This is a genomic window from Erwinia rhapontici (genome assembly GCF_012271765.1).
GTDB lineage: Bacteria > Pseudomonadota > Gammaproteobacteria > Enterobacterales > Enterobacteriaceae > Erwinia > Erwinia rhapontici.
The window spans coordinates 905,488-931,071 of the sequence record NZ_VRKO01000010.1 but is presented as its reverse complement, the minus strand read 5'-3'; the positions used below and the strand labels follow the sequence as shown (position 1 = coordinate 931,071).

Genomic DNA, 25,584 nt, shown 5'->3' with positions numbered 1-25,584 from the left:
CCGCCCTTTGGTCGCTTCGCCCGCGATAGCGGGAAAGCGAAACGCCCTTGACGTTGACGTTGACGTTGACGTTGACCTTAAGACATTGACCTGGCCCTGGGCTTAGCCGAGAATCGGCCCCCTCACGCCAGATAAAACACCGACGTTAACTCTGCACTCACTGGACTATGATCCGCATTCGACGGCATCAACTCACACATCGATTGCCACCAGAGCTGGCACACCTCCGTCTCAGCCACAGCATTCCAACGTTCTTCTGACTCCACCTCCACCACCGCAAACAGCAGATTGCGCGGCGCATCCAGAAAAATACTGTAATGGTGCGCGCCGTGATCCTTCAGCGTCTGCGCCAGCTCCGGCCAGATCGGATTATGTCGCTGCTGATACTCCTGGTGCTTATCAGGATGCACCTGCATCACAAACGCTTTACGCAACATGGTTATGCTTCGCCTCCAGCGCCGCGCGCCAGGGTTGCACACCGAAACGTTCACCCAGCGCCACCAGTTCTTCAGTCGTTATGCTCTGCTTCATACCGCCCATCGACAGCACTTTCACCACCACTTCGGATGACTTCTCAGCGGTATCAATCAGGCCAAAGGTTTCGTCGAGGGTCGGTCCCGCACCAAAAATACCGTGGAACGGCCACATCACCAACGTATGTGACTGCATTTTCTCAGCCGTTGCACGGCCAATCCCATCGGTGCCCGGCACCATCCACGGCACAATCCCTACACCATCCGGGAACACCACCAGACACTCGGTGCTGCCTTCCCATAACAGGCGAGTGAAGCTGGCTGAATCCAAATCCACCACATAGCTTAACGCCATAAAGTGGGTGGCATGGCAGTGCATAATCACACGATCCGCGCCGTTGGTCAGTTGCTTACGCACACTGTGCGACTGGAAGTGTGATGCCAGCTCAGAGGTAGGAACACCACCGTTGGTCAGGCCCCAGTGGATGGTAAAGGCGCGGCCATCTTCGCTGACGCGCAGCAGTACCAGACAGTCAGCCGGATCGAGCTGCACATTGCGGAAAAACTTGCCCGAACCGGTCACCAGGAACCAGTCATTGGCCAGCTGAGGTGCAGGCTGGCTCAGTTCCAGCGTACGCGGCTGACGGTCAAAGTCTGCCGCAAACGGCTGAACTTCTTCGTCCAGCAGGCGCAGCGAGACGTTACCGCCGTTACGTTCATCCCAGCCCTTCAGCCACATATCCGTAGTCGCTTTGACCATTCCCTGGACAAACCAGGCGTTGATAATTTTTTGCATGTCATACCCTTAACGTTGGCTGAGAATCTGTTGTTCGTAATGACGGACGTCGTTTAACCAGCTGGCACCCGCCGGGACATCGTGGCGCAGACACCAGGTTTCCCACACGGCCTGCCAGGGCAGGGATTTTTGCTCTTCCAGCAGCGCCAGACGCGCCGTGTAATCCCCGTCGTTTTCCAGCGTTTTCAGCATATCGACCGGTTCCAGCAGTGCACGCAGCAGCGCTTTTTTGGCATTGCGCGTGCCGATCACCCAGGCCGCAATACGGTTGATGGAGGCATCAAAGAAGTCGAGGCCGATGTGCACCTTATCAAACAGACGCTGACGCACGATTTCGCTGGCAATCGCCTGGGTTTCATCATCCAGCAGCACCACGTGGTCGCTGTCCCAGCGTACCGGGCGGCTGACATGCAGCAGCAGGCGTGGCACATACAGCATCGCGGTAGAGATCTTATCGGAGATCACTTCGGTCGGATGGAAGTGACCGGCATCCAGCGTCAGCGCGATCTGGCGGCTGGCGGCATAACCGAGGCAAAACTCGTTCGAACCCACGGTGTAGCTCTCGGCGCCAATGCCGAACAGCTTGCTTTCGACGGCATCAATATGGTGAGCCGGGTTGAGTTTTTCGCCGATCACTTCATCCAGGGATTCCATCAGGCGCTGACGTGGCGCAAGGCGATCCACGGTCAGATCTTTCATGCCATCCGGCACCCAAATATTCATCACTGAGGGCGTACCGAGCTGCTCCCCCAGGTAAGCCGACACCTTGCGGCTCGCCTGACAGTGCTCAATCCAGAACTGACGGATTTCGGCATTGTTGTGCGCCAGGGTAAAGCCATCAGCACTCAGCTCATGCGAAAAGCAGCTGGGATTAAAATCCAGCCCCAGCTGGCGATCGCGCGCCCACGCGACCCACCCGGCAAAATGCTGTGGTTTGATTTCATTGCGTTTGACGGCCTGCTCGCTTTCCAGATAGATCGCGTGCAGGTTGAGACGTTTCGGGCCGGGGATCAGCGCCATCGCCTGGTCAAGGTCCGAACGCAACTCTTCCACATTACGTGCGCGGCCAGGATAGTTGCCCGTGGCCTGAATACCGCCCGTCAGTGCGCCCTGCGGGTTTTCAAAACCGCGCACATCGTCGCCCTGCCAGCAGTGCATGGAAACGGGCAGTTGGTCGAGCTGTGACAGTGCGGCTTCTACATCCACACCGATATCGGCGAAACGCTGTTTCGCCAGGACGAAAGCCTGCTCGATGGCCTGGGTCATATACATAGCTCCTTTGCTGAAGAGGTGAGTGACACGAAACGCGCCAGATTGCGGCGAAACACATCACTCCCGTGAGAGTCAAAACGGATAAGAGGGAAATGCTGGCCAAGCTGCTGGCGGAAAGCCGTGACATCGGCCACCGCACCGGCGGTAATCAGCTGGCAGCCGATATTGCCCAACGTGGAGGCCTCCACCGGGCCAGCGAACACCGGAATGCCACAGGCATCGGCACATAGCTGATTAAGAAATGGATTCTGGCAGCCGCCGCCGACAATATGCAGCTGGCTGAAGCGCGCACCGCGCAGCTGTTCCAGCTCCTGCAACACCTGGCGGTAGCAGAATGCCAGGCTGTCAAAGATGCAACGCGCCAGCTCAGCTGGGGTGCCCGGCACCGGCATTCGCTGCCCGGCGCAGGCGTCCTGAATTTCACGTACCATGCTGGGTGGGTTAATAAAGCGATCGTCATTCGGGTTAATCAGCCACTGACAGGCTGGCTGCTGCTCCGCATCCGCAATCAACTGACAGAGATCGGTGATGGCCAGCTCGCTACACACACGCTGGAGCAGCCAAAGACCCATAATGTTTTTCAACACCCGGAAGCGCCCTTCGGCCCCGCCTTCGTTGGTGATATTGGCATCCTGGGCAGCCTGACAGGTAAAGGGCAGACGGCTTTCAAAGCCCATTAATGACCAGGTGCCGGAACTGAGGTAAGCCGCATTGTCACCCGCCAGCGGCGTCGCCAGTACGGCACTGGCGGTGTCGTGGGTGGCAACGGCCACCACCGGGATCACCTTGCCTGACGGGCTGGTCCAGCCCCCGACGCGTTTACCTGGCTGTGACGGTTTGCCAAACCATGACGGGTTCGCCCCGCTCCAGCGCAGCAGATCCGCGTCCCACTCACCGCTGGTGATGTTCAGCATTTGCGTGGTGGTGGCGTTGGTGTATTCCCAGTTAAGTTCACCCGTCAGGCGGTAATGCAGGTAGTCAGGGATCATCAGTGCATGTGCCACCTGCGCCAGTTCTGGCGCGGCATCACGGCACAGTGCACGCAGTTGATACAGGGTGTTAAACGGCAGGAACTGGATGCCGGTGCGCTGATAAATACGGTCATGGCCGAGTTCACGGCAGGCCTGTGCCATCACGCCCTGGGTACGGTCATCGCGATAGGCCACGGGTAGACCCACCCGGTTCCCCTGCGCATCCAGCAGCACATAGTCGACCGCCCAGGTATCAATCCCGATGCTTTCGGGCACGATGCCCTGGCGGTCGATTTTTTCCAGTGCGTCAGTAATAAACTGTTCCAGTGCATCAAGATCCCAGCACTGATGGTCATCAACGGTGACCAGCTGGTTTACGCAGCGGCTGACTTCATTCAGCGTCATCGCACCGCTTTCTGAGTCGTGACGGGCCAGCATAACGCGGCCGCTGGACGCGCCAAGATCGATGGCGACAAAGTGACGAAGGCTCATGTGTTCGCTTCCTGATGATTCAATGTCACCAGTGTAAAAGAGCCTGATTTTGCCACCTTCTCGCTACTGCCAGCCGGATCTGACCGCTGGCAGCCTGGCAAAGATGAACGTGAAGCAGATCACAATTTGATTACTGGCACGCAGAATCACGGGATGTGACCCTGCCCTCATTTCTCACTCTTTCCCCCACTTTCTTAAAAATATCACCGGGATAGTCGCTTTCGCTGTCAAAAATTCAAGGTGGGCTGCCATCACGCTGCGTAGACTCTGTTGCTGATATGTTAAAGAGGAAACGATCATGACCGTGTTACACAGCGCTGATTTCTTCCCGACAGGGCATTTCCCGGTCGCCATTGAACCCCGTGCGCCACAAGGGGTGTTCCCGGAGCATTATCATGATGATTTTCATGAAATTGTCATTGTTGAACAGGGGGCAGGTATTCATGTTTTTAACGGCCAGTCACAGCCTTTATGCAGCGGCTGCGTCTGCTTTGTACGCAGCCATGATCGCCATCTGTATGAGCAAACGGAAAATCTGTGCCTGACCAACGTGCTCTATCGCGGGCCGGAATCCTTTCGTTTTCTCTCCGGCCTGCAGCATCTGCTACCGCAGGAGCAGGACGGAAACTACCCCTCGCACTGGCGTATCGGCAACAAGGTGCTGGCCCAGGCCAGGCAGTTAATCGAGCAGTTAGAGCAGCCACCGCTCAGTGACAGCCTGGCCTGCCAGGCAGAGCAGGAGATGCATTTTATGCGTCTGCTGTTGCTGTTACGCCAGGGGGGCAGCGCCAGCAACGACGATCAGGACAGTCGCCTGCGTGGTCTGCTGGACTGGCTGGCGGATCACTACAGTGAGGATGTGGACTGGGAAAATCTTGCCGACCGTTTTTCGCTGTCGCTGCGCACGCTCCACCGCCAGTTGAAACAGCAGACCGGCAGCACACCTCAACGTTACCTTAATCGGCTGCGATTGCTGGAAGCACGCCACCTGCTGCGTCACAGTGAAATGCGGGTGACAGATATTGCGTTTCACTGCGGTTTTGGTGACAGCAATCACTTTTCTACGCTGTTCAAGCGTGAATTTGGCCTTTCTCCACGTACACTGCGACAAAATGACTGATGAGGTGACCCGTGACCGCTCCCCTGCGACTGGCAAAAGCTGACTACTTCCCTTCTGAACAGATGCCTGTCGCGGTGGCTGAACGCACCTCTCAACCCTCATTCCCGCCTCACGTCCACGAATTCAATGAGATTGTGCTGGTCTGGCGCGGTAATGGCCTGCACGTGATGAATGACCGCCCCTGGCTGATCACCTGCGGTGATATTTTCTATCTGAATGCCAATGACTGCCACAGCTATGAATCGGTCAATGAACTGGCGCTGGATAATATTCTTTACTGCCCGGAGCGTTTTCAACTGAGCCTCGACTGGCAGCAACTTATTCCCCCGCGTGAATCCGCCGCCTGGCGTTTAACCACACGCGGCATGGCGTTGGCGCGTGGCGTGATCCAGCAGCTTGAACAGGAAAGCAGGAAGAGTGATGTGCTGTCACGTCAGCTGACGGAGGCGCTGTTTTTACAGCTGGCCTTAGTGTTGCAACGCCATCGTTATGCGTCCGATCGGGCCTGGCAGATGCCGGAGGGAGAACAGCTCGATCTGCTGATGGCCGCGATTCAGGGGCAGATTGCTGTCCCCTTTGACCTTGCCACCTTTTGTGGCCAGCACCAATTGTCAGAGCGTGCGCTGAAACAACTCTTCCGTCAGCAAACTGGCATGACTATCGGGCACTATTTACGTCAGTTGCAGCTATGCCAGGCGAAGCACCTGTTGCGTACCAGCGAATGTCTGATCGGTGAAGTGGCCGCACGTTGCGGCTTTGATGACAGTAATTACTTTTCCGTGGTGTTCACCCGTGATACCGGGCTGACCCCCAGCGCCTGGCGCCAGCGATTTGTGCGTCCTTCCGCTTTGCACGTTCGGCCGGAAAAGGCCTGATGGCCATGGAGGGTTGACCTTTGAGGCATAAGGTCAGGGGCTTGAACTTGAGCCAAGGCCAGGTCAAGCCCAGGTCAAGGTCTTAAGGTCAAGGGCGTTTCGCTTTCCCACTTCGTGGGCGAAGCGACCTAAGGACGGCAGTCGCCCCGCCCTTAGGAATCCGGGCTGCGGCAGGCGCATCGCCCGCTTGACGCGGGTTCCCTCAGTCGGTCGGCTTTCCCGCCGGACCGGGCGTGACGGGACATCCCTGTCCCGGCTAACCCTCTCGCCGACGTCCTGTCGGCTCGTCCTGGAAATCCGCCCTCCTTCGGCGAGGCTTAATTGCCGCTCAAAAGGTCAACATCCACGTCAAAAGAATAATCAAAGACAAGTCAGACAGACCAGACACAAAAAGCCTTTCTGGGCTTTTGGTCATTTTGTTTTTTTTAAAATTTGGGTTTTAGGGTTTGACCTGGGTTTTGATGTTGAGGCGGCAATTAAGCTGCGCTGAGGAAGTGATGTGAACCAGGATGAACCGCCAGGACGGCGGTGAAAGCTCGGGCCGGCACAGGGAAGTGCCGTCACGAGCGGTCCGTCGGTGAACGGAACTGACGAAGGTACCCGTGAAACGGGCGCGGCGCCTGCCGCAAGCCCGGGGTCAAGGGGCGGCGGCGACTGGCCGCCCCTTGTCGCTTCGCCCGCGCAGCGGGAAAGCGAAACGCCCTTGACCTTGACCTTGACCTTGACCTTAAACTGACAGCAAGCCAGAGAGTCCCGGGGCTCTCTCCCAGATCAGGAAACCATACCCAGACCAACAATGTTGGCCGCAATAATAATCACGAAGCATCCCACGCTAAGGACCTGCACCGGCTTACGCCCCACGTTATTCCACTCTTTCAGAACCAGACCCACCAGACCACCACACAAGACGTAGAAGCTCATGTGCAGCATCCAGCTGACAAAGTCATACTGCGCCGGAATGCGTGCATGGCCCCAGGCATAGAAGAAGAACTGCAGATACCACATGATGCCGCCGAGCAGTGACAGACAAACGTTGGCAATCAGCAATGATTTCGCCACAGAGAAGTCCGCTTTCACTGACAGGTTTGATTTGGTCGCCAGACGGATAAAACAGAAACCAAGGTTAACCAGCGCACCACCGCCCATAATCACCACGTAACTCGGTAACGCCACGTATAGCGGATCGATACCCAGCGCCGCTGCCGCTTCATGCATCGGTTTGGCGGCGTCCATGGCAAAGGACATCCCGGCCGAGAAAATCCCACACATCACCGCCAGTACCAGCCCTTTTTTCAGGTTGAACTCTTCCGCAGTGATGCCCATTGCCCGTTCTTTTAACAACCCGGCACGGGAGACGATCGCCACGCCTGCAAGAGCAACCAGCACGCCCAGCAGCGTCAATCGTCCACCGGCAGAACTGAACAGCTCCACAAAGCGCCCCTGAAGCAGCGGCGTCATTAACGTTCCGACCACCAAAGTGATGCCGATGGCAATACCAATGCCCATCGACATACCGAGATAACGCATGGTCAGACCGTAGTTAATGTTACCAATCCCCCACATCGCGCCGAACAGGAAGACAGGCATCAACTGTTCAAGCGAGAACGCGCTGTAGTAGGCCCAGAAGTTGGGCAGCAGGATCGCACTGACGGCCCAGGGGAGCACGATCCACGACATGATCCCCCCCACCGACCACATGGTTTCCCATGACCAGTTGCGCACTTTTTTGAACGGTGCATAAAAGCAGGCAGCACTTGCGGCCCCGACCAGATGCCACAAAATACCGGAGACAATGGCTTCACTCATTTTTTAATCCTTCGTTGTTGTTTGCCCTGATGACGAAGGAGTCTACGGAGAAGGTCAGGTGCTCAACCTTAGGCTGGTTGCCCCTCTGGCACCAAACCTGGCAAAATTGAGCACCTTCTCCCCTCCGCTGTCACAAATCAATCATCTGATTCGCTGCAACGTGCTAAATCGTGATTTTTTCCTAAGCCACTCATATTCATCACTAAATATAAATAATGCCAGCGCAGGCATGGGGTTCTTGCCGTTTTTGCCAGCCAGCTCTCATTGATGGCAGCCACATCAAGGTGATTCACCGCCAGCTGTTGCACCTTCTCAGACCTGCAACAGTTTTTGCGCTGTTAATTAACAACCCTATAAAAAGTGTGTCACGGAGAATCAGCCATGAACCCAGTTCAGCAACACATGTATATCAATGGTGAGTTTGTCGAAAATCGCGCCGATCGCTGGATAGAAGTGATCAATCCGGCAACCGAAGCCGTGCTGTCGCGCATTCCTGAAGGCAGCGCAGAAGATGCGCAGCGTGCTATTGATGCGGCAGAGGCGGCCCAGCCCGCCTGGGAAGCGCTGCCCGCTATTGAGCGCGGTAACTGGTTGCAAAAAATCGCCCAGGGTGTGCGCCAGCGTGCCGCAGATCTGACCGCCACCATCGTTGCCGAAGGGGGAAAAACCCAGGAGCTCGCCGAAACGGAAGTGTTCTTTACCGCGGACTATCTGGACTATATGGCCGGATGGGCGCGCCGCTATGAAGGTGAGATCGTGCAAAGCGATCGCCCGCAGGAGAACATCCTGGTATTTAAGAAAGCGATTGGCGTCACGACAGGGATTCTGCCGTGGAACTTCCCGTTTTTCCTGATTGCCCGTAAAGCCGCGCCGGCCCTGTTAACGGGCAACACCATCGTGGTCAAACCGAGTGAACTGACCCCGAACAACGCGATTATCTTTGCGCAGATTGTTGATGAGATTGGTCTGCCTGCCGGGGTGTTTAACCTGGTTACCGGCTACGGCCCGGTGGTCGGTCACGAACTGGCCGCAAACCCGAAGGTCGGACTGGTCAGCCTGACCGGCAGCGTGGGTGCCGGGATCGCCACCATGCAGGCGGCGGCAAAGAACATTACCAGGGTCTCGCTGGAGTTGGGTGGCAAAGCCCCGGCCATCATTATGAACGACGCCGATCTCGATCTGGCGGTAAAAGCGATTGTGGCATCACGCATGATCAATACCGGGCAGGTGTGTAACTGCGCAGAACGCCTCTACGTGCAGGATGGGGTATATGACGAGGTGGTTGAACGTCTCAGTGCTGCCTTTAAGCAGGTCACCTGGGGCGACCCGGCCAGCCAAAAAGGTCTGGACATGGGGCCACTGATCACGGCGGCAGCACTGCAACGCGTGGAAAAAAAAGTGGCGGATGCGGTGGCTGCCGGGGCAAAGGTGGTGACAGGCGGCAAGCGTTCAGGCAACACCGGTTTCTTCTTCGAACCCACCTTGCTGACCCATGTCGGGCAAAAGATGAATATCATGCAGGAAGAGACCTTTGGCCCGGTGCTGCCGGTGATGAAGTTCAGCACGCTGGATGAAGCCATTGCGCTGGCCAACGACAGTGAATATGGTCTCACCTCCTCCATTTTTACCCAGAATCTGAACACCGCGATGCTGGCCCTGAAGCAGCTTAAGTTTGGTGAAACCTATATCAACCGCGAGCACTTCGAAGCCATGCAGGGCTTCCACGCGGGCTGGCGTAAGTCCGGCATCGGTGGGGCCGATGGCCGTCATGGTCTGGAGGAATATCTGCAAACCCACGTCGCGTATCTGCAATACCAGTAACCCATATTGCTGGCGTATTCACCGTAGGGGGCGATCATTTTTTCCGATCGCCCTCTGTCCTTATCTATCCTGCACATATCGTTATCACAACTACTCGTTAAGCCCGCTTCATGCAGTTTGTTATGTTTTTCCCATAGCGCTTATTACCTGGGGAAATAACATGAATAAAGCATTACTGAGCGGACTGATTGCCGGGATCGTTATTGGCTCGACCTTTTCCGCCACCGCCGCTGAAACCGCACCAAAAACCATCAATATCGGCTACCAAAAAGCCAATATCTTCGCGTTGCTGAAGTATCGCGGCACGCTGGACGAGCAGTTTAAAAAACAGGGTATCGCCGTACGCTGGGTTGAATTCCCAGCCGGGCCCCAGATGCTGGAAGGCCTGAACGTCGGCAGCATCGACCTTGCGGCTACGGGTGATGCCCCGCCGACCTTTGCTCAGGCAGCCCAGGCCGATCTGGTTTATCTCGCCCACTCCCCGGCAAACCCGAAAACAGAAGCGATTGTGGTACCGGAGAACTCACCGATCAAAACCGTCGCGGACCTGAAAGGCAAGCGCGTGGCGCTGAACAAAGGCTCTGACGTAAACTATCTACTGGTCAGCGCCCTCGAAGATGCCGGCCTGAACTATAAAGACATTACCCCGGTTTATCTGCCTCCGGCCGATGCCCGCGCCGCATTCCAGCGCGGCGCGGTGGACGCCTGGGTGATTTGGGACCCGTACTACGCCGAAGTGGAAACCAACGCCAAAGCGCGTCTGGTGAAAGATGCCGAAGGTCTGGTACCGCACTACACCTTCTATCTCGCCAGCCGCAAGTTTGCCGATACCTATCCGCAGACGGCGAAACAGGTGGTCGATGAGCTGGGAACCCTGAGTACCTGGGCTAACGCCCACCCGGATGACGCCGCGAAGATCCTTTCAACCTCGACCGGCCTGCCTCAGCCCATCTGGCAGCGTGCACTGGCGAGAATGCCCTACGGTGCAGAGCGCATGACACCGGAAGTGTTTAAGCAGCAGCAGGCACTGGCGGATAAGTTTACCCAGATTGGATTATTGCCAGTGAAGGTGGATGTCAGTTCGGCGACGTGGTCGCTGGATAAGAAATAATTTCGGCCTGAATTCCACCCCATCCAAATCGCGGGTCGACCAGAAAAGGTCGACCCGCTGCTAAGAGTGAAGAGTGGGTAGGTTTGGGTGTTACTCCCCTTCGCCAATCTGCCAGATAAACGTCGGTTCCTTACCGTTCACCTCCCAGTCGCCCACATTACGGATCTTATAAATCACCGGATTATGCGACGACACGGTACGCGCATTACGCCAGTGGCGATCCAGCGCTTTACTGATGCGAGTATCTGATGCCCCCAGTGCATTAAACAGCTCGGTTGCGGCACGCGGGATCAGCTCCGTGGCAATCACCTGCGCCTGTGCTGACGCCAGTTCCGCCAGCACATTGGCCTGCTGGATCAGCGCCTCGTCCCCGCTGTTATGGACCTCATAAGCACCTTGCAGCGCATGCGTTGCCTGCTGAACGGCGGCGTCCACCGCATAGACCCAGCTGGAGATCTGCCCCACTACCTGCAACACCTGTACATCGTTTTTCACCTGCGTGGCATTGCCGTGGCTGTAGACGCGTTTACGGCTGGCAACGCCTGCCGCCGCATCGCGTTTCACGGCTCGGCCAATTCCCGCCAGCGTCGACAGTAAAACATGCTGATAAAACGCGGTCTGATAGCGAAAACGCTCGGTGAAATCATAGACATGCGCCTGCTCAACCTCTGCCTGATGAAAACGGGTGGTCCCACTGCCGCTCAGACGCTGGCCGAAGCCGTCCCAGTCATCTTCACGCTCCACGCCCTGCTGATGGGTATTGACCAGCGCAATCACATCACGACCGTTATCGTTGCGCTGGGCATAAACATCAATCCAGTCGGCGTACAGCGTGCCGGTGCTGTAAAACTTCTCGCCGGAGATCAACCAGCCCTTCTCTGACGGGGTGACGCGGGTGATTACCTCACCCAGCTTGAGATTGCCGATTTCCGTCCAGCCACTGCCCACCAGCTCGCCATCATGGAAGCGGCGGAACCAGCGCTGACGCTCTTCACTGTCAGGCTGATTCAGGCGATCTTCCACAAAAGCGAAATGGGCGCGCAGCGCCTGCGGCAGGTTAGAGTCGGCTTCCGCCAGCTCCGTCAGCAGCTGGAACAGCTGCGGCAAGGTGGCGCCAAAACCGCCCTCCGCCTGCGGGATACGCAGGGTGCCGAACCCGGCTTCTTTCAACCAACGTATCGGCTCCAGCGGAAGTGTACGCGTCACTTCACGTTCGGCAGCACCTGCAGCAATGCGGGCAAATACCGGGCGAAAACGGGCCGCCAGCGCGGCGTAATCAGCAACAGATTCAGACATAGGATTCTTCCTTTTCGGATGGGTCATCAATGTCCTGCTTCGTCGGTTCAAAACGGATCACCAGCAGGAAAATAATCGGGATAATCGCGGCCAGCGAGACAATCCAGAACATATTAGTGCCAAAAGAGGCCTGTAAAATGGGCAGGATAAACAGCGCCAGCGCACTGCCGACGCCGGACAGGGAGCGGCCAAAGCCGACGCCGGTGGCTCGGATATGCGTTGGATAAGAGAGTGCCGGGTAGATCATCATCTGCGCGCCAGGGCCGAAACCTTCAGCAAACAGCCACAGACCCAACATCAGGATGGCGAACACCACACCCATCGTGGCACTTGGGTGACCAATCAGCGCCAGCGAGATCAACGCGATAAATTGCAGGGCAAAACCGGCAATCGCCACATGACGTGATGGGAATTTCCATGCCAGACGCATGCCCAGCAGACCGCCGGTAAAGGCAAACAGCGCATTCAGCCCCAGTGAAGCAGAGATGGTTTCAAACACGCCTGCCCCCAGGAACTGCGCAAGAATTGACGGCAGGAAGAAGGCAATCGCGGTGTATTCAAACGAGATACAGATATTCATGACCGCCGTCACAATGGTGCGTTCGCGGTACGGTTTCTGAAACAGCACACGGAAACTCACCTTCGGGGGGGCCTTCTTCACGGGCTCTCTTTCATCGGGTTCGGCGGCATGCGCCGTAATGCCATAGGAGTCACGCAGAATACGCGCCGCCCCTTCCAGGTCACCCTGATTAGCGGCCCACAGCGGGGATTCATTCATAAACTTGCTGCGCACGGCGATGATCAAGAGCGCAGGCACCGCACCAAACAGCAGCGAGGCGCGCCACAGCCAGTCGGCGTGTTCGGCAGGCAGCAGGAAGTAGAGCGCAAAGATAATAAAGAAACAGGCGGACGAAGCGGCGTACCACATCGGGCACCAGGCCGCCAGCCGGGCGGCTTTGTTGCCTTTGCCCGCAAACTTCGAGAATTCAGCCAGATAGGCCATCGCCACGGGCAAATCGATGCCAACGCCAATGCCCATCAGGAAACGGGCACCGATCAGCACCCAAACGTTCGGCGCTAATCCGGCAGCAATCGCGGAGACCACAAAGAACAGCATATCGGCCATAAAGACGGAGTAGCGGCCATATTTATCGGTCAGCCAGCCACCCAGCAGGTTGCCCACTATGGTGCCGATCATGATCGATGACGTCACCAGCCCGGTGATCGCCGGCGTTAAGCCAAACTCTTTCACCACATCGTCAATGCCGTAGGAGAGCGTGGTCAGATCGTAGGCATCGAGAAACACGCCGCCCAGAGCCAGAAAGACTATCCAGCGTGCGTAACTATTTTTACTGGTACGGGTGTTAATCAGCTGCGCCACATCACTGACGGATCGAACCGGTGTTGAATGGGATGGCGATATTGCAATGCCATCGTCAATATTAATTGAACTCATAGTATCCCCATATATCTATTATTTTATTTGCAGGTTCACCCGTTATTTTCGGGTGCCACACTACTTTTATAGAGAGGAAACCTTGCAATAACAAACAAGGAAAAATTATTTGAATGTGCGACAAAGTCATAATGCACGTAAAATAAATCACTTAAATGTCATAATAAATGCAAATAGCACAATTAGCTTAGCAAGAAGCATGCCAAATTCATTAGAGTACGCGATTGTTTTAAAAGGAGAACGACATGAAATGGAACAGAGATAAAGCATTAAAACACTTGCGAAGTCGTGCAAAACCAGCATCCCAAAATAGTTGTGCCGAATTTACCAAACAGGCAATAGAAGCAGGTGGAATCACTCTGCACCGAACCAATAATGCAAAAAACTTTAGCGCATCATTATCACGTGCAGGGTTTGCCGAGTTGCCTGCTGACTCAATAATAATTGCTGGTGATATTGTTGTTATTCAAACACATAGTGAAGATGACCTGATCGGTCACATGGCCATGTTCGATGGTTCAATCTGGATTTCAGATTTCAGGCAGCGCGCAATGTATCCCGACCTCGCCTATCGACAAGCTCAACCTTTATTTACCCTTTACAGAATGCCTTGATGTTAAAAAAGCCCGGATTATCATTCCGGGCTTTTTTAATTTTTCCGAAACAGGCACCAGCACACCCTGCACCAGCGGATCGGTGGTTTCCTTTAACCACTGCTGCACACGGGGATCGGCAAACGCTTTTTTCAGCTTGATAATATTTTCATCGTTTAAATAAGGCGTACCAATCACCAACTGTGAGGAAAAGGTTTGTGGCGCAGGCGGGAATAATATGCCTTTGTCGCGAGAAACTTTTCCTGCATCAAACTGGGAAACATACCCAATCGCCGCACCCACAGAATTTAATGCCCGTGGAATAGTTAACAGGCCCAGCTCCTTAAAATTAAATTTTTTCGGATTTTCTTTAAAATCCCTACACTATAAAAAATAGCATTTTTTGCCTTGCACGTGATAAGGCATAGTTATTAACGTACTCAGCACTTAAAAGGAGACGTCTATGACATGGAACAGAGACCGGGCATTACAACATTTAAGAAGCCGTGCTAATGCAGAATCCCAAAATCGTTGCGCTGAATTTACCAGGCACGCAATCGAAGCTGGTGGCCTCACTCTCAATCGAACAAGTAATGCAAAAAATTATGGCACGTCATTATCTCGTGCAGGGTTTCGTGAATTACCTCCTGGTTCAACGATAAATGCTGGTGATATTGTGGTTATCCAACCTTATAGTGGAGGAAACCCAGCCGGGCATATGGCAATGTTTGATGGCTCAATATGAATCTCAGATTTCAGGCAGCGCACAATGTATCCCGGCCCTGGCTATCGGCATTCTCAACCTTCTTTTAAAATTTACAGGATGCCTTGATGCGTATTGGGATGATTTTAATTGCTTCTTTTCTCTCAGCGTGCTGTGTTGCAAATAGACAGGATTCACGCACTCAAGCATACGATTTTTATAAATCCTACCTCACATCATTCTCTTCATCAGCCTCTGAAAATCGACCTCAGTGGCTCAATCAGTATGTCTCCACAGATACGTTAAATCGTCTTGAAAACATTGCCAAAATTCCTGAGCAGGAAATCGTTAATTCTGACTATTTTACCTACACTCAGGACTATGACCCTGCATGGATCCCAGCTCTGAAGGTGGGAAAACCACAGGCAATGATGAGCAGTGAAGTGGTTGATGTTTGGCTGGGAGTCGAAGATGATCAATCGCTTCATCTCCAGGCCTGGTTGCGAGAAGAAAATGGACGTTGGAAGATTTACCGCGTACGCGATATTACTGACAATTTTGAACATCGTATATTCAGTTACAGCAAATAACACATCATTAATAAAGCCCGGACGATTCCGGGCTGAACATTTTATTTTTCCGAAACAGGCACCAGCACACCCTGCACCAGCGGATCGGTGGTTTCCTTTAACCACTGCTGCACACGGGGATCGGCAAACGCTTTTTTCAGCTTGATAATATTTTCATCGTTTAAATAAGGCGTACCAATCACCAACTGTGAGGAAAAGGTTTGTGGCGCAGGCGGGAATAATATGCCTTTGTCGCGAGAAACTTTTCCTGCATCAAACTGGGAAACATACCCAATCGCCGCATCCACAGAATTTAATGCCCGTGGCATGGTTAACAGATCGAGTTCTTTAAAATTAAACTTATGTGGATTCTCTTTAATATCTTTTAATTTCGCCGTACGCGGTTCTACCGCCGGATCCAAACCAATCAGACCAATACGCTGTAACAGCCACAGCGCCTGCCCCTGATTAGCACCGTCATTCGGTACCACGATTTCCGCGCCTTGCGGCAGATCAGCAATGGTCTTGTAACGGTCAGAGTAGATGCCGAATGCCCACTGGAATACCGGCAGGGTCGAGGTCAGTTCAAACTTGTTGGCATCCACCACCTGCTTCAGCCACCACTGGTGCTGATAGATGGTTGCCGCATACTGGCCTTCCGCCACCGCACGGTCAGCCTGCACCGGATCCTGCAACCCTACCGCTTCCAGCTTGATGCCATAATCTGGCGCAATGTTCTGCGCGACATATTCGATCAGCCGCTGCTCTCCGGCCATCGCCGGTTCAAAATGCACTTTCAGCGTGGTGCCGAAAGTCACGCTGTGACGCTGCTGGGCTGTGAAGTACCAGCCCAGTCCGGCGATCAGCACAATAGCCACGATGGCGACCTGCCACGGCCAGGTTTTCTTCTTTTTCAGTTCAAAATTCTGCTGTGTCATGATGAGTGTGTACCCTGTGAGTGTTGAAGTGCGGCAACCACGCGGTCGCCAATAAACTGAATCAGTTGGATGGTCACAATCAGCACCACAATGGTGGCGATCATGATGTGGTTATCAAAACGCTGGTAGCCATACACCACGGCCAGATAGCCGATGCCCCCGGCACCAATGGTGCCCGCAATGGCGGAGTATTCGATCATCGAGATGACGTTCAGGGTGATCGCAGCGACGATGGCGGGGAGCGCCTCACTGAGCTGCGCCCCGGTGATCACCTGCCAGCGCGAACCGCCGGACACCAGTCCGACCGCCGTCACTTCCGGCGGCAGTTCACGCAGTGCGTTCTCCACCAGGCGGGCGAAAAACGGCGTCCCGGCAACAATCATTGGGATCACAGCCGCCGGAATGCCGATGGTGGTACCGGTCAACCAGAAGGTGAACGGAATAATCGCCGCCATCAGCACCAGAAACGGCAGTGAACGACCAATATTCACCAACGCGCTCAGGATACGGTTCAGCCCCGCTTGCGGAAATAGTCCGGCGCGCGAGGTGTTAAACAACACCACGCCCAGCGTCCCGCCGAGAGTGACAACAAACAGCATCACAATGCCGACCATCAGCCAGGTTTCACCGTAGGCAGGCAGCATCAGTTCATGGATCTGGTTCCAGGGGGTATCCTGGCTGGTAACGTCAACGGGCTTCATCCGGCCTCCTGCAAGCGCGGGCGCGCCTCGATGATTTGTGCCTTCATACCCAGCTGTGCCAGAGCGGTAATTAGCGCCTCAGGTGACAGCGGGCGCTGGTTAAAACGCACCGCAATCTGCATCCGTCCGGCGAGTTGCCCCGCCACCTCTTCCACATGCGCCGCCAGCAGATCAACCTGCACGTTGTGCTGCACGCTGAGCCGGCTGATCCAGTCGGTGGCCAGTGGCGGTGCGCAGGTCAGACGCAGCAGCAGGTCACCGCTGGCGGTAACCGGACGCAGCGGGAACAGCTGTGCGGCCAGCGCCGAATCCGGGGTGCTGAGCAGCTGCTGTAATGGCCCCTGCTGCACCAGTTGACCGTCGCGGATTTCTGCCACGGCATCGGCGGTGCTGCGCACCACGTCCATCTCGTGGGTAATCAGGATGATCGACAACCCAAACTGCTGACGAAGTTGTTTCAGCAACAGCAGAATGGCATCGGTGGCCTGTGGGTCCAGCCCGGAGGTCGCTTCATCGGCCAGCAATACGGAGGGTTTCAGCGCCAGGGCGCGGGCAATACCGACGCGTTGACGCTGACCGCCGGAGAGCTGAGCCGGGTAGTACCCCGCTTTGTCCGACAACCCCACGCTGTCCAGCAGCTGACCAACGTGGCGTTTGATTTCCCCAGGCACCACACCCAGCCACTCCAGCGGCAGCGCGACGTTTTCCCAGGCGGTTTTGCGTTGCAGCAGCGCGGACGACTGAAAGACGGTGCCAATGGCACGCCGTTCACGCCGCAGCGCGACACCGGACAGGCGAGAGAGATCTTCGCCGTTGACCCGGATACTGCCGGAGCTGGGCCGCTCCAGCAGGCTGATGCACTTTGCCAGCGTCGACTTCCCGGCACCGCTCGGGCCAACCACTGCCGTGATCGACGCGGCGGGCACCGTCAGTGAAATGCCTTTCAGCACTTCAACCGTGCGGCCCCCTGCCGCCGTGTAGTGTTTACGCAGGCCGTCGATTTCAATCATGGAGTGACCTCATCTTCTGCCACGACCGCAGTCTGTGATTCCCGGCGGTAGCCCGCGCCCGGATGTGGTTCGGCCAGACGAGCGCCCTGGTGAAAGAGTTTTTCGCGCAGGGTGCCGGGCTGGTACTCTTTCTTGTACACGCCACGTTTTTGCAGTTCCGGGATCAGGTGTTCCACCACATCGCTGAAGGTTTCATGCGTTACCGCATACGCGAGGTTAAATCCGTCAACATCCGTTTCTTCCACCCAGCTTTGCAGCTCATCGGCCACCGTTTGCGCACTGCCGACCAGCAACGGACCAAAGCCGCCAATGCCCACCCAGTCCGCCAGCGCCTGCACCGTCCACTGGCGATCAGGGTCGGCGGTAAAGAAGGTTTCTACAGCTGACTGAATCGCATTGGTGTGCAGGTGTTTTAGCACCTGGTCAGGCTGATACTGGCCGAAATCGATGCCCGTCCAGCCGGAGATCAGCGCCAGCGCGCCCTCGTAACTGACGTAGCTTTTGTACTCCTGCCATTTGGCCTGTGCCGCCTGGTCCGTCTCATCGACGATCACCGTTTGCAGGTTGAAAATCAGGATGCTGCGCGGGTCGCGTCCGGCTTCGGCTGCGCGGCGGCGAATATCCGCCACGGTTTTCTTCAGCAGCACTTTAGACGGTGCGGCGACAAACACGCATTCAGCATGTTCGGCAGCAAACTGTTTGCCACGGCTGGACGCACCGGCCTGATACAGCACTGGGGTGCGCTGAGGCGAAGGCTCACACAGGTGGATGCCCGGCACCTGGAAGAAGGTGCCCTGATGGTTAATTGGATGAATTTTGTTCGGATCGCTGAAGATGCGGCGCTCACGATCGCGCAGGATTGCTCCCTCTTCCCAGCTCCCTTCCAGCAGTTTGTAGATCACCTGAAGATATTCATCGGCATAGTCATAGCGGGCATCGTGATCGGTCTGCGACTGATGGCCGATGTTGCGTGCCCCGCTCTCCAGATAGGAGGTAACGATGTTCCAGCCAATGCGCCCTTTGGTCAGGTGATCGAGCGTTGAGATACGGCGGGCAAACGGATACGGATGTTCAAACGACAGCGAGGCAGTGAGGCCAAACCCGAGATGTTCGGTCACCAGCGCCATCGGGGTGATCAGCGCCAGCGGATCGTTGACCGGCACCTGGGTGGCATTACGAATCGCGGCCTGGTTATCGCCGTTCAACACGTCGTAAACCCCCAGCACATCCGCAATAAACAGACCATCGAACTTGCCGCGCTCCAGCAGACGCGCCAGATCGGTCCAGTAGCTTAAATCTTTGTACTGCCAGGAGCGGTCACGCGGGTGCGCCCACAGGCCCGGCGACTGGTGACCGACACAGTTCATATCAAAGGCATTCAGGCGAATTTCACGTTGTTGAGACATAGATAGCACACTCCAGATTCCAGACAGCCGACACCCGTCATACTTCAAGCTGCAGGTGCGTTGGCTGCGCCCGATCACCCCAGTCACATAGTTATCTATGCTCCTGGGGACTCTCGGGCTTGCCGCCTTCCTTCAGCTCGAATTATTTAGGGTCTCGAATTATTTAGGTTATTTTTTTCGGTGAGTTAACGCGTCAGACGGGACATCGCTCCGCATCCAGCCCCAGCAGCTGCCGGGCAACGCTTTCCGCATGTTCTGCCACCTGCGGCAACCCCATTAGTTCACCGAAGCGGGCGCGCGCCGCCGGGCCGGCAACATAAAGATGTGGATTGGCGCTACCGTCAGCACGTTCCGTTTGCGAACGCGCATTAACCTGGATCCCCAGCGCCAGCGGATCGGCCTGTATTACGCCCGTCGCGGCCAGCTGATGCAGCAACACATCGCTTTGCAGTAGCCCGCCGTGCGCAGGTCCGGTGGTGATAATCAGCCGATCCACGTTCAGGCTCTGCGCTTCACCGCTGCGCGGTTGCAGCCGCAGGGTGATGTCGGCACCTGCTGCGGTAACCGCTGCCAGACGCGCAGCCTGAACCGTTAACTGGCCGCGCTGCTGCAGCTGTTCCAGTACCGCGCTGACCTGTGGCGCAATGCGATAGCGATGCACATCCCACCACGGGCGCAGATGCCGCAGGAACCGGCGTTGTTCATTGAGGGACAGTTGCTGCCACAGGCGCTGTCCGTTAACGCGAATATCATCGAGAACCAGCTGCCACGGCAGTTGCTGCAGAGCGGCAGCAGCCACTTCCTGGCGAATACGGTGCAGCCACGCGCGCGCCGAGGCGTGTTGCGGCTGCTGGTAGTCCAGTGGACGCGGTTCAAACGGGCCACTGAGGTTCGGGCGAGGCAGCAGCCCCCGGCGCGAAAACGCCACAATCGGCCCGCGATGTCCGTGACGGTGTAACGTTGCCACCACATCCGACATACTCAGGCCACTGCCCATAATGGCGACCCGTTCATCAGGGGCAATCGTGGTCAGCGCATCATGACGCCAGGGATCGGCAATCAGCCCCGGATGCCCTTCCAGCGCCAGTGCCACCGCACGCGGCAGCGCCGGAGGCGGATGACTGATCGCCAGTACCACATCATCGGCCTGAAGCTTTTTACCCAACGCGGTACGCAGCGTTCCCTGCTCCAGCGCCACCCCCCGGTCACAGAGATGGTGCAGTTTGACCGGAGAGTGCAGCTGTGCGCGGGCAAACTGTTCGGCGATATACGCGCCAAACTGACCGCGCTGTGGATAAACCTTGCCATCGTGCCAGCGTGCGTCCGGGTCCGTCTGGTAAGCCGGTGAGGCGCGGAACCAGCGATCAAAATCCCCCTGTTCCGCCCCCGAAAGCTGCATGCGGTCAGCGGGGACATTAATGCGGTGCGCCGGATCGCGGGTACCATAGGCCACTCCGCGTGCCAGCTGTGAACGCGGCTCCACCACCGTTACCATCAGCCCGGCGTCACCGAGCCTTGCCAGATGGATGGCCACTGCGGTGCCGGTAAAGCCGCCGCCGACGATAACGATATGACGCTCAGCCATGACTGTGCTCTCGCTGCTGTTGACGTTCCAGCTCACGCACCAGAGGAATCACCTCGCGGCCAAAGAATTCGACCTCTTCCTGAAAATGCAGAAACCCCAGCAACATCAGACTGACCCCGGCCTCTTTCAGCGCGATGATACGTTGAGCAATCTGCAACGGCGTGCCGATCAGGTTGGTTTTGAAGCCATCGTTATACTGCACCAGATCTTCCAGCGTCGATTTCGCCCAGTTACCTTCGCCTTCGGGTGAAGCGCTACCCGCATTTTTGACCTCATGCTGGAAGCCTTTTACCGCATCCGGGTTGGCATGGTCGAGGATCGCCTGTAGCGCCTGCTGGGCTTCCTGCTCTGTATCGCGGGCGATGACGAAACCGTTAACACCGATTTTGACCTGATGCTGGTTCTGTTCCGCTTTCTGGCGAATATCGTCTACCTGCTGGCGGATGCCTTCCACGCTGTTGCCGTTGGTGAAGTACCAGTCAGATACCCGTGCTGCCATATCCCGGGCGGCGCGTGAACTCCCTCCCTGGAATATTTCCGGCAATGGATCGAGCGGTTTTGGCTTCATCGAATAGTCGCGATAGCGATAGAAATCGCCGGAAAAGTTGAAGACATCCTGTTGCCAGATACCACGCAGGCAGCGAATAAACTCTTCTGAACGCAGATAGCGCTCTTCATGATCCAGCCACGGCTCACCAATCGCCTTGAACTCCCCACGAAACCAGCCGCTGACCACATTCACGGCAATACGCGCATTCGACAGATGACTGATCGTCGCAATTTGTTTCGCAGCCAGCGTGGGATTCCACGGTCCGGGCAGCAAGGCGGCGATGACTTTCAGTTTTTCAGTCGCGCCGAGCAATGCCTGCGAGAAGCTGACCGACTCATGCTGATTATCTGCACCGTATCCGGCCGTAAAACGTATCTGGGTCAGCGCATAGTCAAAACCGGCTTTTTCCGCGATTTGTGCCAGCTTGCGGTTATAGTCAAAATCCCAGCCAGTACGCTGGGGAATGTTACTGATCACCAGCCCGCCAGAAACGTTAGGCACCCAGTAAGCAAACTGTATTGGTTGATGACTCATCGTTCTCTCCTCAGCTGGCGCTGCTGTTTTTCGCCGGACGGCGGTCGCCGCCGATCGTTTCACCAAATGGACCGGTATTGACCGTACGCTGACGTTTTTCCGCATTCGATGCCAGTGGCAGCAGCGGCATCACCAGTTCGGCAAAACGGTGGGCTTCTTCCAGATGCGGATAGCCCGACAGAATAAAGTTCTCAATGCCCAGCGCCTGATATTCGCGGATGCGGTCCGCCACCTGCTGCGGACTGCCCACCAGCGCCGTGCCTGCACCGCCACGGACCAGGCCAACACCGGCCCACAGGTTTGGGCCAATCACTAAGTCATCACGCGAACCGCTGTGCAGCGCACTCATGCGGGCCTGGCCGGTGGAGTCCATACGGGCAAAAATCTTTTGAGCCGCAGCGATGGTGTCTTCATCCAGATGAGAAATCAGACGGTCAGCGGCAGCCCAGGCCTCTTCTTCCGTTTCCCGCACAATGACGTGCAGACGGATGCCGTAGCTCAACTGGCGGCCTCGCTCTTCTGCACGTTTCCGTACTACCGCCAGCTTTTCAGCCACCTGCGCCACGGGCTCACCCCATGTGAGGTAGGTATCGATCTGGCTGGCGGCAACATCAATCGCCTCATCGGAAGATCCCCCAAAGTAGAGCGGCGGACCATCTTCCTGCACGGGCGGGAACAGGATCTCCGCCCCTTCCACGCGAATATGGTCGCCGTGGAAATCGACCTTTTCACCCTTCAGCAGGCGTGAATAGACTTCAAGGAATTCGCGCGTCACCTGGTAGCGGTCCGCATGGCTGAGGAAGATGCCGTCACCTTTATTCTCAACCGGATCCCCCCCGGTCACCACGTTGATCAGCAAGCGCCCCTCGGACAGTCGGTCCAGCGTGGCGGCCATTCGTGCGGCAAGGCTGGGTGGTTGCAGGCCTGGACGCACTGCAACCAGGTAGCGCAGTCGTTTGGTGATCGGTGCCAGCGCAGCAGCGACCAGCCAGGAGTCTTCACAGCTTTTTCCGGTCGGGATCAGCACGCCGTAATAGCCGAGGTTGTCGGCGGCCAGCGCCACCTGTTGCAGATACGGCAGGTCGACGGGACGCCCGCCTTCGGTGGTGCCGAGATAGCGGCCGTCTCCGTGGGTCGGGAGAAACCAAAATACGTTGATATTGTCCTGCGCTGACTCGCTCATTATCTGTTTCCTATATAACTATATCTGAATTTATTCGATACAAAGTTACGCTTTGGTTATAAAACCATTAGCAGGAAGTGTGCCAACTGTTATCGGTGTAAAAATCGTTATTTATCATCGCATTGCCGTTGATAAAAACCGGCTTTCTCTGCTGCAAATGCAGCAGTCACTGACGGAAGTCTGTTGCATTTGCAGCAATCATGCCGGTTACCCCCTCGCCCCGGATGGCGCGCCAGGATACTCTTTTCCTCTCTTCTCTCGTCAGGAATACAGCATGTCGCATCCCGGCCCGTTACTGATTGATCCCGCCTCCATTGCGTTTCAAAGCGTACTGGATCGGCTGGCACCCACCGACGCCACGGTGCTGATTGTTGGTGAAACTGGCACCGGCAAAGAAGTGGTGGCGCGCTATCTGCACCATCACAGCCTGCGTCAGTCACAGCCCTTTGTGGCGGTGAACTGCGGGGCGTTGACCGAGAGCCTGGCGGAGTCGGAACTGTTCGGCCATGAGAAAGGGGCATTTACCGGGGCGACTGAACGTCATCAGGGCTGGTTTGAAGCGGCTGAGGGCGGCACGCTGTTGCTGGATGAGATCGGTGAGCTGAGCCTGCCGTTGCAGGTCAAACTGCTGCGTGTTTTGCAGGAGCGGGAGGTCACGCGCGTGGGTTCACGCCGCCCGGTGAAGGTCAACGTTCGGGTGATTGCTGCCACGCATGTCGACCTTGCCCATGCCATTCGCGAGCGCCGTTTCCGTGAAGACCTGTTTTATCGTCTTAATGTGGCAGCGGTGACGTTGCCCCCGCTGCGTCAGCGACGCGAAGATATTCCCCTGCTGGCCGACCACTTTCTGACGCTGTATGCCCGCCGTCTGGGGCGTCCGCAGCTGCGGCTGAGTGAAGAGAGCATCGCCACGTTGATGGACTATGCCTGGCCTGGCAATGTGCGTGAGCTGGAAAATACCCTGCATAACGCCGTACTACTGAGTAAAGAGTCGATTATCTCGCCGCATCAGCTCCGGCTGAACACCGAAAGACTCGAACCGCACCCCGTCAGCGAACAGGCGCTGGATACGTTTCTGCGCCAGCAGTTACAGGGCGATGGCGGCCCCTTGTATCAACGGGTACTGGATGCGCTGGTGCGTAATGCGTTTGAACTGAGCGGCGAAAATCAGCTTCAGGCCGCTGCGTTACTGGGGATCAGCCGTAATACCCTGCGCACTCACTTAGGCCATCTTGGCCTGATTAAAGCCCGCCGTAGCCTGGTCAGCACAGCACGGCACGATGCCTCACGCCAGGGCCACCAGGATCGTGAACTGCGTATCGGCTATCAGAAGTTTGGCAATCTCGGCATCCTGAAAGCGCGCCAGAGCCTGGAAGCTGAATTTACCCAGCGGGGGATCAGCGTGCTGTGGAGCGAGTTTCCCGCCGGGCCGCAGCTGTTACATGCGCTGGATAATCGCGAAATTGACTTTGGTACCACGGGTGAAGTGCCGCCTGTTTTTGCCCAGGCGGGCAACAGCCCGCTGCTGTACGTTGCCTGGGAACCCGCGGCACCGCAGAGCGTCGCCCTGCTGGTGACACCGGACAGCCCAATCCAGACGATTGCCGATCTGCGCGGTAAGCGCATTGCGGTGAATAAAGGGTCTAATGTGCATTACCTGCTGGTGCAGATGCTGGATGAAGCGGGTATGACATTGAATGATGTCCGTGTGCTGTACGCACCGCCCAAATATCCTCTGACCCCCAGCGATCATCATGCCGTGGATGCCTGGATGATGTGGGACCCGCTGCTGAGCGATGCGGAACTGAGCGGTCAGCTGCGCGTGATTGCCGATGGACGCGGACGGGTGAACAACCATCAGTTCTATCTGGCGCATCGCGATTTTGCCGCCCACTCCGCAGATTTGTTGCATCAGCTGCTGGCGGCGCTGGTACAAACTGGCAGCTACATTGATGCCCATCGCCCGGAGGCGGCCGCCCTGCTCTCTGCTGAGCTCGGCCTCTCCCCGCAGGCGGTGTCACATGCTTTACAGCGCCGCAGCCATCAAACCCGCCGCATGGATTTGTCGGTGATCCGCGCCCAGCAGGCGATTGCTGACCGTTTCTTTGCGCTGGGGTTACTGCCGAAAGCGGTGCATGTACGTGATGCCGTGTGGCGTGGATAAGGCCAATGATTAGCAAAGCTTACTTGTCACAAAATTTGTCTGAATAATTTCAACTTTCTGATAATGTTTCCAATGGTAACCGATAGCTTTATGTAAGGTTATCGTTATAAATCAGAAAGATAATAATCGCCATTTCGGCGAGAAAACATCAAATAAACT

22 protein-coding genes and 2 pseudogenes are annotated in these 25,584 nt (G+C 56.3%); 8 read left to right on the top strand and 16 right to left on the bottom strand.

Annotated elements, in window-relative coordinates; genetic code table 11:
- Window positions 1–122: 122 nt before the first annotated feature.
- Genes rhaM through rhaB form a run of 4 tightly spaced genes read right to left on the bottom strand, consistent with a single transcriptional unit; the run spans window position 123 to window position 4,004 of the window.
- Window positions 123–437, bottom strand: coding sequence for an L-rhamnose mutarotase (gene rhaM, locus FVB43_RS09505; RefSeq protein WP_167863827.1), 315 nt, complete (start codon window positions 435–437; stop codon window positions 123–125).
- A complete protein-coding gene (rhaD, locus tag FVB43_RS09500; RefSeq protein WP_133841972.1) occupies window positions 427–1,269 on the bottom strand; it encodes a rhamnulose-1-phosphate aldolase in 843 nt (280 codons plus the stop codon). The genes rhaM and rhaD overlap by 11 nt, the downstream gene beginning before the upstream one ends.
- 9 nt (window positions 1,270–1,278) lie before the next feature.
- Window positions 1,279–2,535 (bottom strand): L-rhamnose isomerase, encoded by a 1,257-nt coding sequence (locus tag FVB43_RS09495; protein ID WP_133841971.1) that lies wholly within the window; start codon window positions 2,533–2,535, stop codon window positions 1,279–1,281.
- Window positions 2,532–4,004 carry a rhamnulokinase gene (gene rhaB, locus FVB43_RS09490; protein ID WP_167863826.1) on the bottom strand — a complete coding sequence of 491 codons (1,473 nt, stop codon included), beginning with the start codon at window positions 4,002–4,004 and terminating at the stop codon, window positions 2,532–2,534. Before rhaB ends, FVB43_RS09495 begins: the two co-directional genes overlap by 4 nt.
- A 298-nt stretch (window positions 4,005–4,302) precedes the next feature.
- On the opposite strand from rhaB, the gene rhaS reads away from it, so the two are divergent.
- Window positions 4,303–5,124, top strand: coding sequence for an HTH-type transcriptional activator RhaS (gene rhaS / locus FVB43_RS09485; RefSeq protein WP_133841969.1), 822 nt, complete (start codon window positions 4,303–4,305; stop codon window positions 5,122–5,124).
- Between the two features lie 11 nt (window positions 5,125–5,135).
- The gene (gene rhaR, locus FVB43_RS09480) at window positions 5,136–5,999 is read left to right on the top strand and encodes an HTH-type transcriptional activator RhaR (protein WP_133841968.1); all 864 of its coding nucleotides are present in this window, start codon (window positions 5,136–5,138) and stop codon (window positions 5,997–5,999) included.
- A 771-nt stretch (window positions 6,000–6,770) separates the two neighbouring features.
- Here the strand turns inward: rhaR and rhaT are convergent.
- Together rhaT and FVB43_RS09470 are read right to left on the bottom strand one after the other, a co-directional pair.
- Window positions 6,771–7,805: an L-rhamnose/proton symporter RhaT gene (rhaT, locus tag FVB43_RS09475; RefSeq protein ID WP_159336595.1), complete on the bottom strand. Its 1,035-nt coding sequence runs from the start codon at window positions 7,803–7,805 to the stop codon at window positions 6,771–6,773.
- Window positions 7,806–7,942: 137 nt separating this feature from the next.
- Window positions 7,943–8,113 carry a hypothetical protein gene (locus tag FVB43_RS09470; RefSeq protein ID WP_167863825.1) on the bottom strand — a complete coding sequence of 57 codons (171 nt, stop codon included), beginning with the start codon at window positions 8,111–8,113 and terminating at the stop codon, window positions 7,943–7,945.
- 73 nt (window positions 8,114–8,186) lie between these two features.
- On the opposite strand from FVB43_RS09470, the gene aldA reads away from it, so the two are divergent.
- Window positions 8,187–9,626: an aldehyde dehydrogenase gene (gene aldA / locus FVB43_RS09465; protein ID WP_167863824.1), complete on the top strand. Its 1,440-nt coding sequence runs from the start codon at window positions 8,187–8,189 to the stop codon at window positions 9,624–9,626.
- A 160-nt stretch (window positions 9,627–9,786) separates the two neighbouring features.
- Window positions 9,787–10,737, top strand: a complete 951-nt coding sequence (locus FVB43_RS09460) for a sulfonate ABC transporter substrate-binding protein (protein WP_167863823.1) — start codon at window positions 9,787–9,789, stop codon at window positions 10,735–10,737.
- 90 nt (window positions 10,738–10,827) lie between these two features.
- Here the strand turns inward: FVB43_RS09460 and FVB43_RS09455 are convergent, their stop codons facing one another.
- Together FVB43_RS09455 and FVB43_RS09450 are read right to left on the bottom strand one after the other, a co-directional pair.
- On the bottom strand, window positions 10,828–12,033 hold the full coding sequence (locus FVB43_RS09455) for an acyl-CoA dehydrogenase family protein (protein ID WP_167863822.1): 1,206 nt from the start codon (window positions 12,031–12,033) through the stop codon (window positions 10,828–10,830).
- Window positions 12,026–13,489, bottom strand: coding sequence for an MFS transporter (locus FVB43_RS09450; RefSeq protein WP_133841963.1), 1,464 nt, complete (start codon window positions 13,487–13,489; stop codon window positions 12,026–12,028). Before FVB43_RS09450 ends, FVB43_RS09455 begins: the two co-directional genes overlap by 8 nt.
- 245 nt (window positions 13,490–13,734) lie before the next feature.
- On the opposite strand from FVB43_RS09450, the gene FVB43_RS09445 reads away from it, so the two are divergent.
- Window positions 13,735–14,103 (top strand): hypothetical protein, encoded by a 369-nt coding sequence (locus tag FVB43_RS09445; RefSeq protein ID WP_167863821.1) that lies wholly within the window; start codon window positions 13,735–13,737, stop codon window positions 14,101–14,103.
- A 45-nt stretch (window positions 14,104–14,148) separates the two neighbouring features.
- Here FVB43_RS09445 and FVB43_RS09440 read toward each other — a convergent pair.
- Window positions 14,149–14,451 (bottom strand): annotated as a pseudogene (locus FVB43_RS09440) (MetQ/NlpA family ABC transporter substrate-binding protein); the annotation flags it as partial.
- A gap of 94 nt (window positions 14,452–14,545) precedes the next feature.
- Here FVB43_RS09440 and FVB43_RS09435 point away from each other — a divergent pair.
- Window positions 14,546–14,914, top strand: a pseudogene (locus FVB43_RS09435) (CHAP domain-containing protein).
- Window positions 14,914–15,375, top strand: a complete 462-nt coding sequence (locus tag FVB43_RS09430) for a YqhG/Tai3 family protein (RefSeq protein ID WP_167863820.1) — start codon at window positions 14,914–14,916, stop codon at window positions 15,373–15,375. Before FVB43_RS09435 ends, FVB43_RS09430 begins: the two are co-directional and overlap by 1 nt.
- Before the next feature lie 41 nt (window positions 15,376–15,416).
- Here FVB43_RS09430 and FVB43_RS09425 read toward each other — a convergent pair whose 3' ends face one another.
- From FVB43_RS09425 to ssuD, 7 genes are all read right to left on the bottom strand, one after another.
- Window positions 15,417–16,292, bottom strand: a complete 876-nt coding sequence (locus FVB43_RS09425; RefSeq protein ID WP_167863819.1) for a MetQ/NlpA family ABC transporter substrate-binding protein — start codon at window positions 16,290–16,292, stop codon at window positions 15,417–15,419.
- Window positions 16,289–16,993: a methionine ABC transporter permease gene (locus FVB43_RS09420; RefSeq protein WP_167863818.1), complete on the bottom strand. Its 705-nt coding sequence runs from the start codon at window positions 16,991–16,993 to the stop codon at window positions 16,289–16,291. The genes FVB43_RS09425 and FVB43_RS09420 overlap by 4 nt, the downstream gene beginning before the upstream one ends.
- A complete protein-coding gene (locus FVB43_RS09415; protein WP_133841958.1) occupies window positions 16,990–18,003 on the bottom strand; it encodes a methionine ABC transporter ATP-binding protein in 1,014 nt (337 codons plus the stop codon). Before FVB43_RS09415 ends, FVB43_RS09420 begins: the two co-directional genes overlap by 4 nt.
- Window positions 18,000–19,409: an LLM class flavin-dependent oxidoreductase gene (locus FVB43_RS09410; RefSeq protein ID WP_167863817.1), complete on the bottom strand. Its 1,410-nt coding sequence runs from the start codon at window positions 19,407–19,409 to the stop codon at window positions 18,000–18,002. The genes FVB43_RS09415 and FVB43_RS09410 overlap by 4 nt, the downstream gene beginning before the upstream one ends.
- A gap of 193 nt (window positions 19,410–19,602) precedes the next feature.
- Window positions 19,603–20,994, bottom strand: coding sequence for an FAD/NAD(P)-binding protein (locus FVB43_RS09405; protein WP_167863816.1), 1,392 nt, complete (start codon window positions 20,992–20,994; stop codon window positions 19,603–19,605).
- The gene (gene sfnG, locus FVB43_RS09400; protein WP_159336584.1) at window positions 20,987–22,078 is read right to left on the bottom strand and encodes a dimethylsulfone monooxygenase SfnG; all 1,092 of its coding nucleotides are present in this window, start codon (window positions 22,076–22,078) and stop codon (window positions 20,987–20,989) included. Before sfnG ends, FVB43_RS09405 begins: the two co-directional genes overlap by 8 nt.
- Before the next feature lie 10 nt (window positions 22,079–22,088).
- A complete protein-coding gene (ssuD, locus tag FVB43_RS09395) occupies window positions 22,089–23,261 on the bottom strand; it encodes an FMNH2-dependent alkanesulfonate monooxygenase (RefSeq protein WP_167863815.1) in 1,173 nt (390 codons plus the stop codon).
- Between the two features lie 274 nt (window positions 23,262–23,535).
- On the opposite strand from ssuD, the gene FVB43_RS09390 reads away from it, so the two are divergent.
- Window positions 23,536–25,425, top strand: a complete 1,890-nt coding sequence (locus FVB43_RS09390) for a sigma-54-dependent Fis family transcriptional regulator (protein ID WP_167863859.1) — start codon at window positions 23,536–23,538, stop codon at window positions 25,423–25,425.
- Window positions 25,426–25,584 lie beyond the last annotated feature (159 nt).

Bases quoted from the DNA above. Each gene is read 5' to 3' on its own strand.
- rhaM (WP_167863827.1), bottom strand. From the start codon at position 437: ATGTTGCGTAAAGCGTTTGTGATGCAGGTGCATCCTGATAAGCACCAG.
- rhaD (WP_133841972.1), bottom strand. From the start codon at position 1,269: ATGCAAAAAATTATCAACGCCTGGTTTGTCCAGGGAATGGTCAAAGCG.
- FVB43_RS09495 (WP_133841971.1), bottom strand. From the start codon at position 2,535: ATGACCCAGGCCATCGAGCAGGCTTTCGTCCTGGCGAAACAGCGTTTC.
- rhaB (WP_167863826.1), bottom strand. From the start codon at position 4,004: ATGAGCCTTCGTCACTTTGTCGCCATCGATCTTGGCGCGTCCAGCGGC.
- rhaS (WP_133841969.1), top strand. From the start codon at position 4,303: ATGACCGTGTTACACAGCGCTGATTTCTTCCCGACAGGGCATTTCCCG.
- rhaT (WP_159336595.1), bottom strand. From the start codon at position 7,805: ATGAGTGAAGCCATTGTCTCCGGTATTTTGTGGCATCTGGTCGGGGCC.
- aldA (WP_167863824.1), top strand. From the start codon at position 8,187: ATGAACCCAGTTCAGCAACACATGTATATCAATGGTGAGTTTGTCGAA.
- FVB43_RS09460 (WP_167863823.1), top strand. From the start codon at position 9,787: ATGAATAAAGCATTACTGAGCGGACTGATTGCCGGGATCGTTATTGGC.
- FVB43_RS09455 (WP_167863822.1), bottom strand. From the start codon at position 12,033: ATGTCTGAATCTGTTGCTGATTACGCCGCGCTGGCGGCCCGTTTTCGC.
- FVB43_RS09450 (WP_133841963.1), bottom strand. From the start codon at position 13,489: ATGAGTTCAATTAATATTGACGATGGCATTGCAATATCGCCATCCCAT.
- FVB43_RS09445 (WP_167863821.1), top strand. From the start codon at position 13,735: ATGAAATGGAACAGAGATAAAGCATTAAAACACTTGCGAAGTCGTGCA.
- FVB43_RS09430 (WP_167863820.1), top strand. From the start codon at position 14,914: ATGCGTATTGGGATGATTTTAATTGCTTCTTTTCTCTCAGCGTGCTGT.
- FVB43_RS09425 (WP_167863819.1), bottom strand. From the start codon at position 16,292: ATGACACAGCAGAATTTTGAACTGAAAAAGAAGAAAACCTGGCCGTGG.
- FVB43_RS09420 (WP_167863818.1), bottom strand. From the start codon at position 16,993: ATGAAGCCCGTTGACGTTACCAGCCAGGATACCCCCTGGAACCAGATC.
- FVB43_RS09415 (WP_133841958.1), bottom strand. From the start codon at position 18,003: ATGATTGAAATCGACGGCCTGCGTAAACACTACACGGCGGCAGGGGGC.
- FVB43_RS09410 (WP_167863817.1), bottom strand. From the start codon at position 19,409: ATGTCTCAACAACGTGAAATTCGCCTGAATGCCTTTGATATGAACTGT.
- FVB43_RS09405 (WP_167863816.1), bottom strand. From the start codon at position 20,994: ATGGCTGAGCGTCATATCGTTATCGTCGGCGGCGGCTTTACCGGCACC.
- sfnG (WP_159336584.1), bottom strand. From the start codon at position 22,078: ATGAGTCATCAACCAATACAGTTTGCTTACTGGGTGCCTAACGTTTCT.
- ssuD (WP_167863815.1), bottom strand. From the start codon at position 23,261: ATGAGCGAGTCAGCGCAGGACAATATCAACGTATTTTGGTTTCTCCCG.
- FVB43_RS09390 (WP_167863859.1), top strand. From the start codon at position 23,536: ATGTCGCATCCCGGCCCGTTACTGATTGATCCCGCCTCCATTGCGTTT.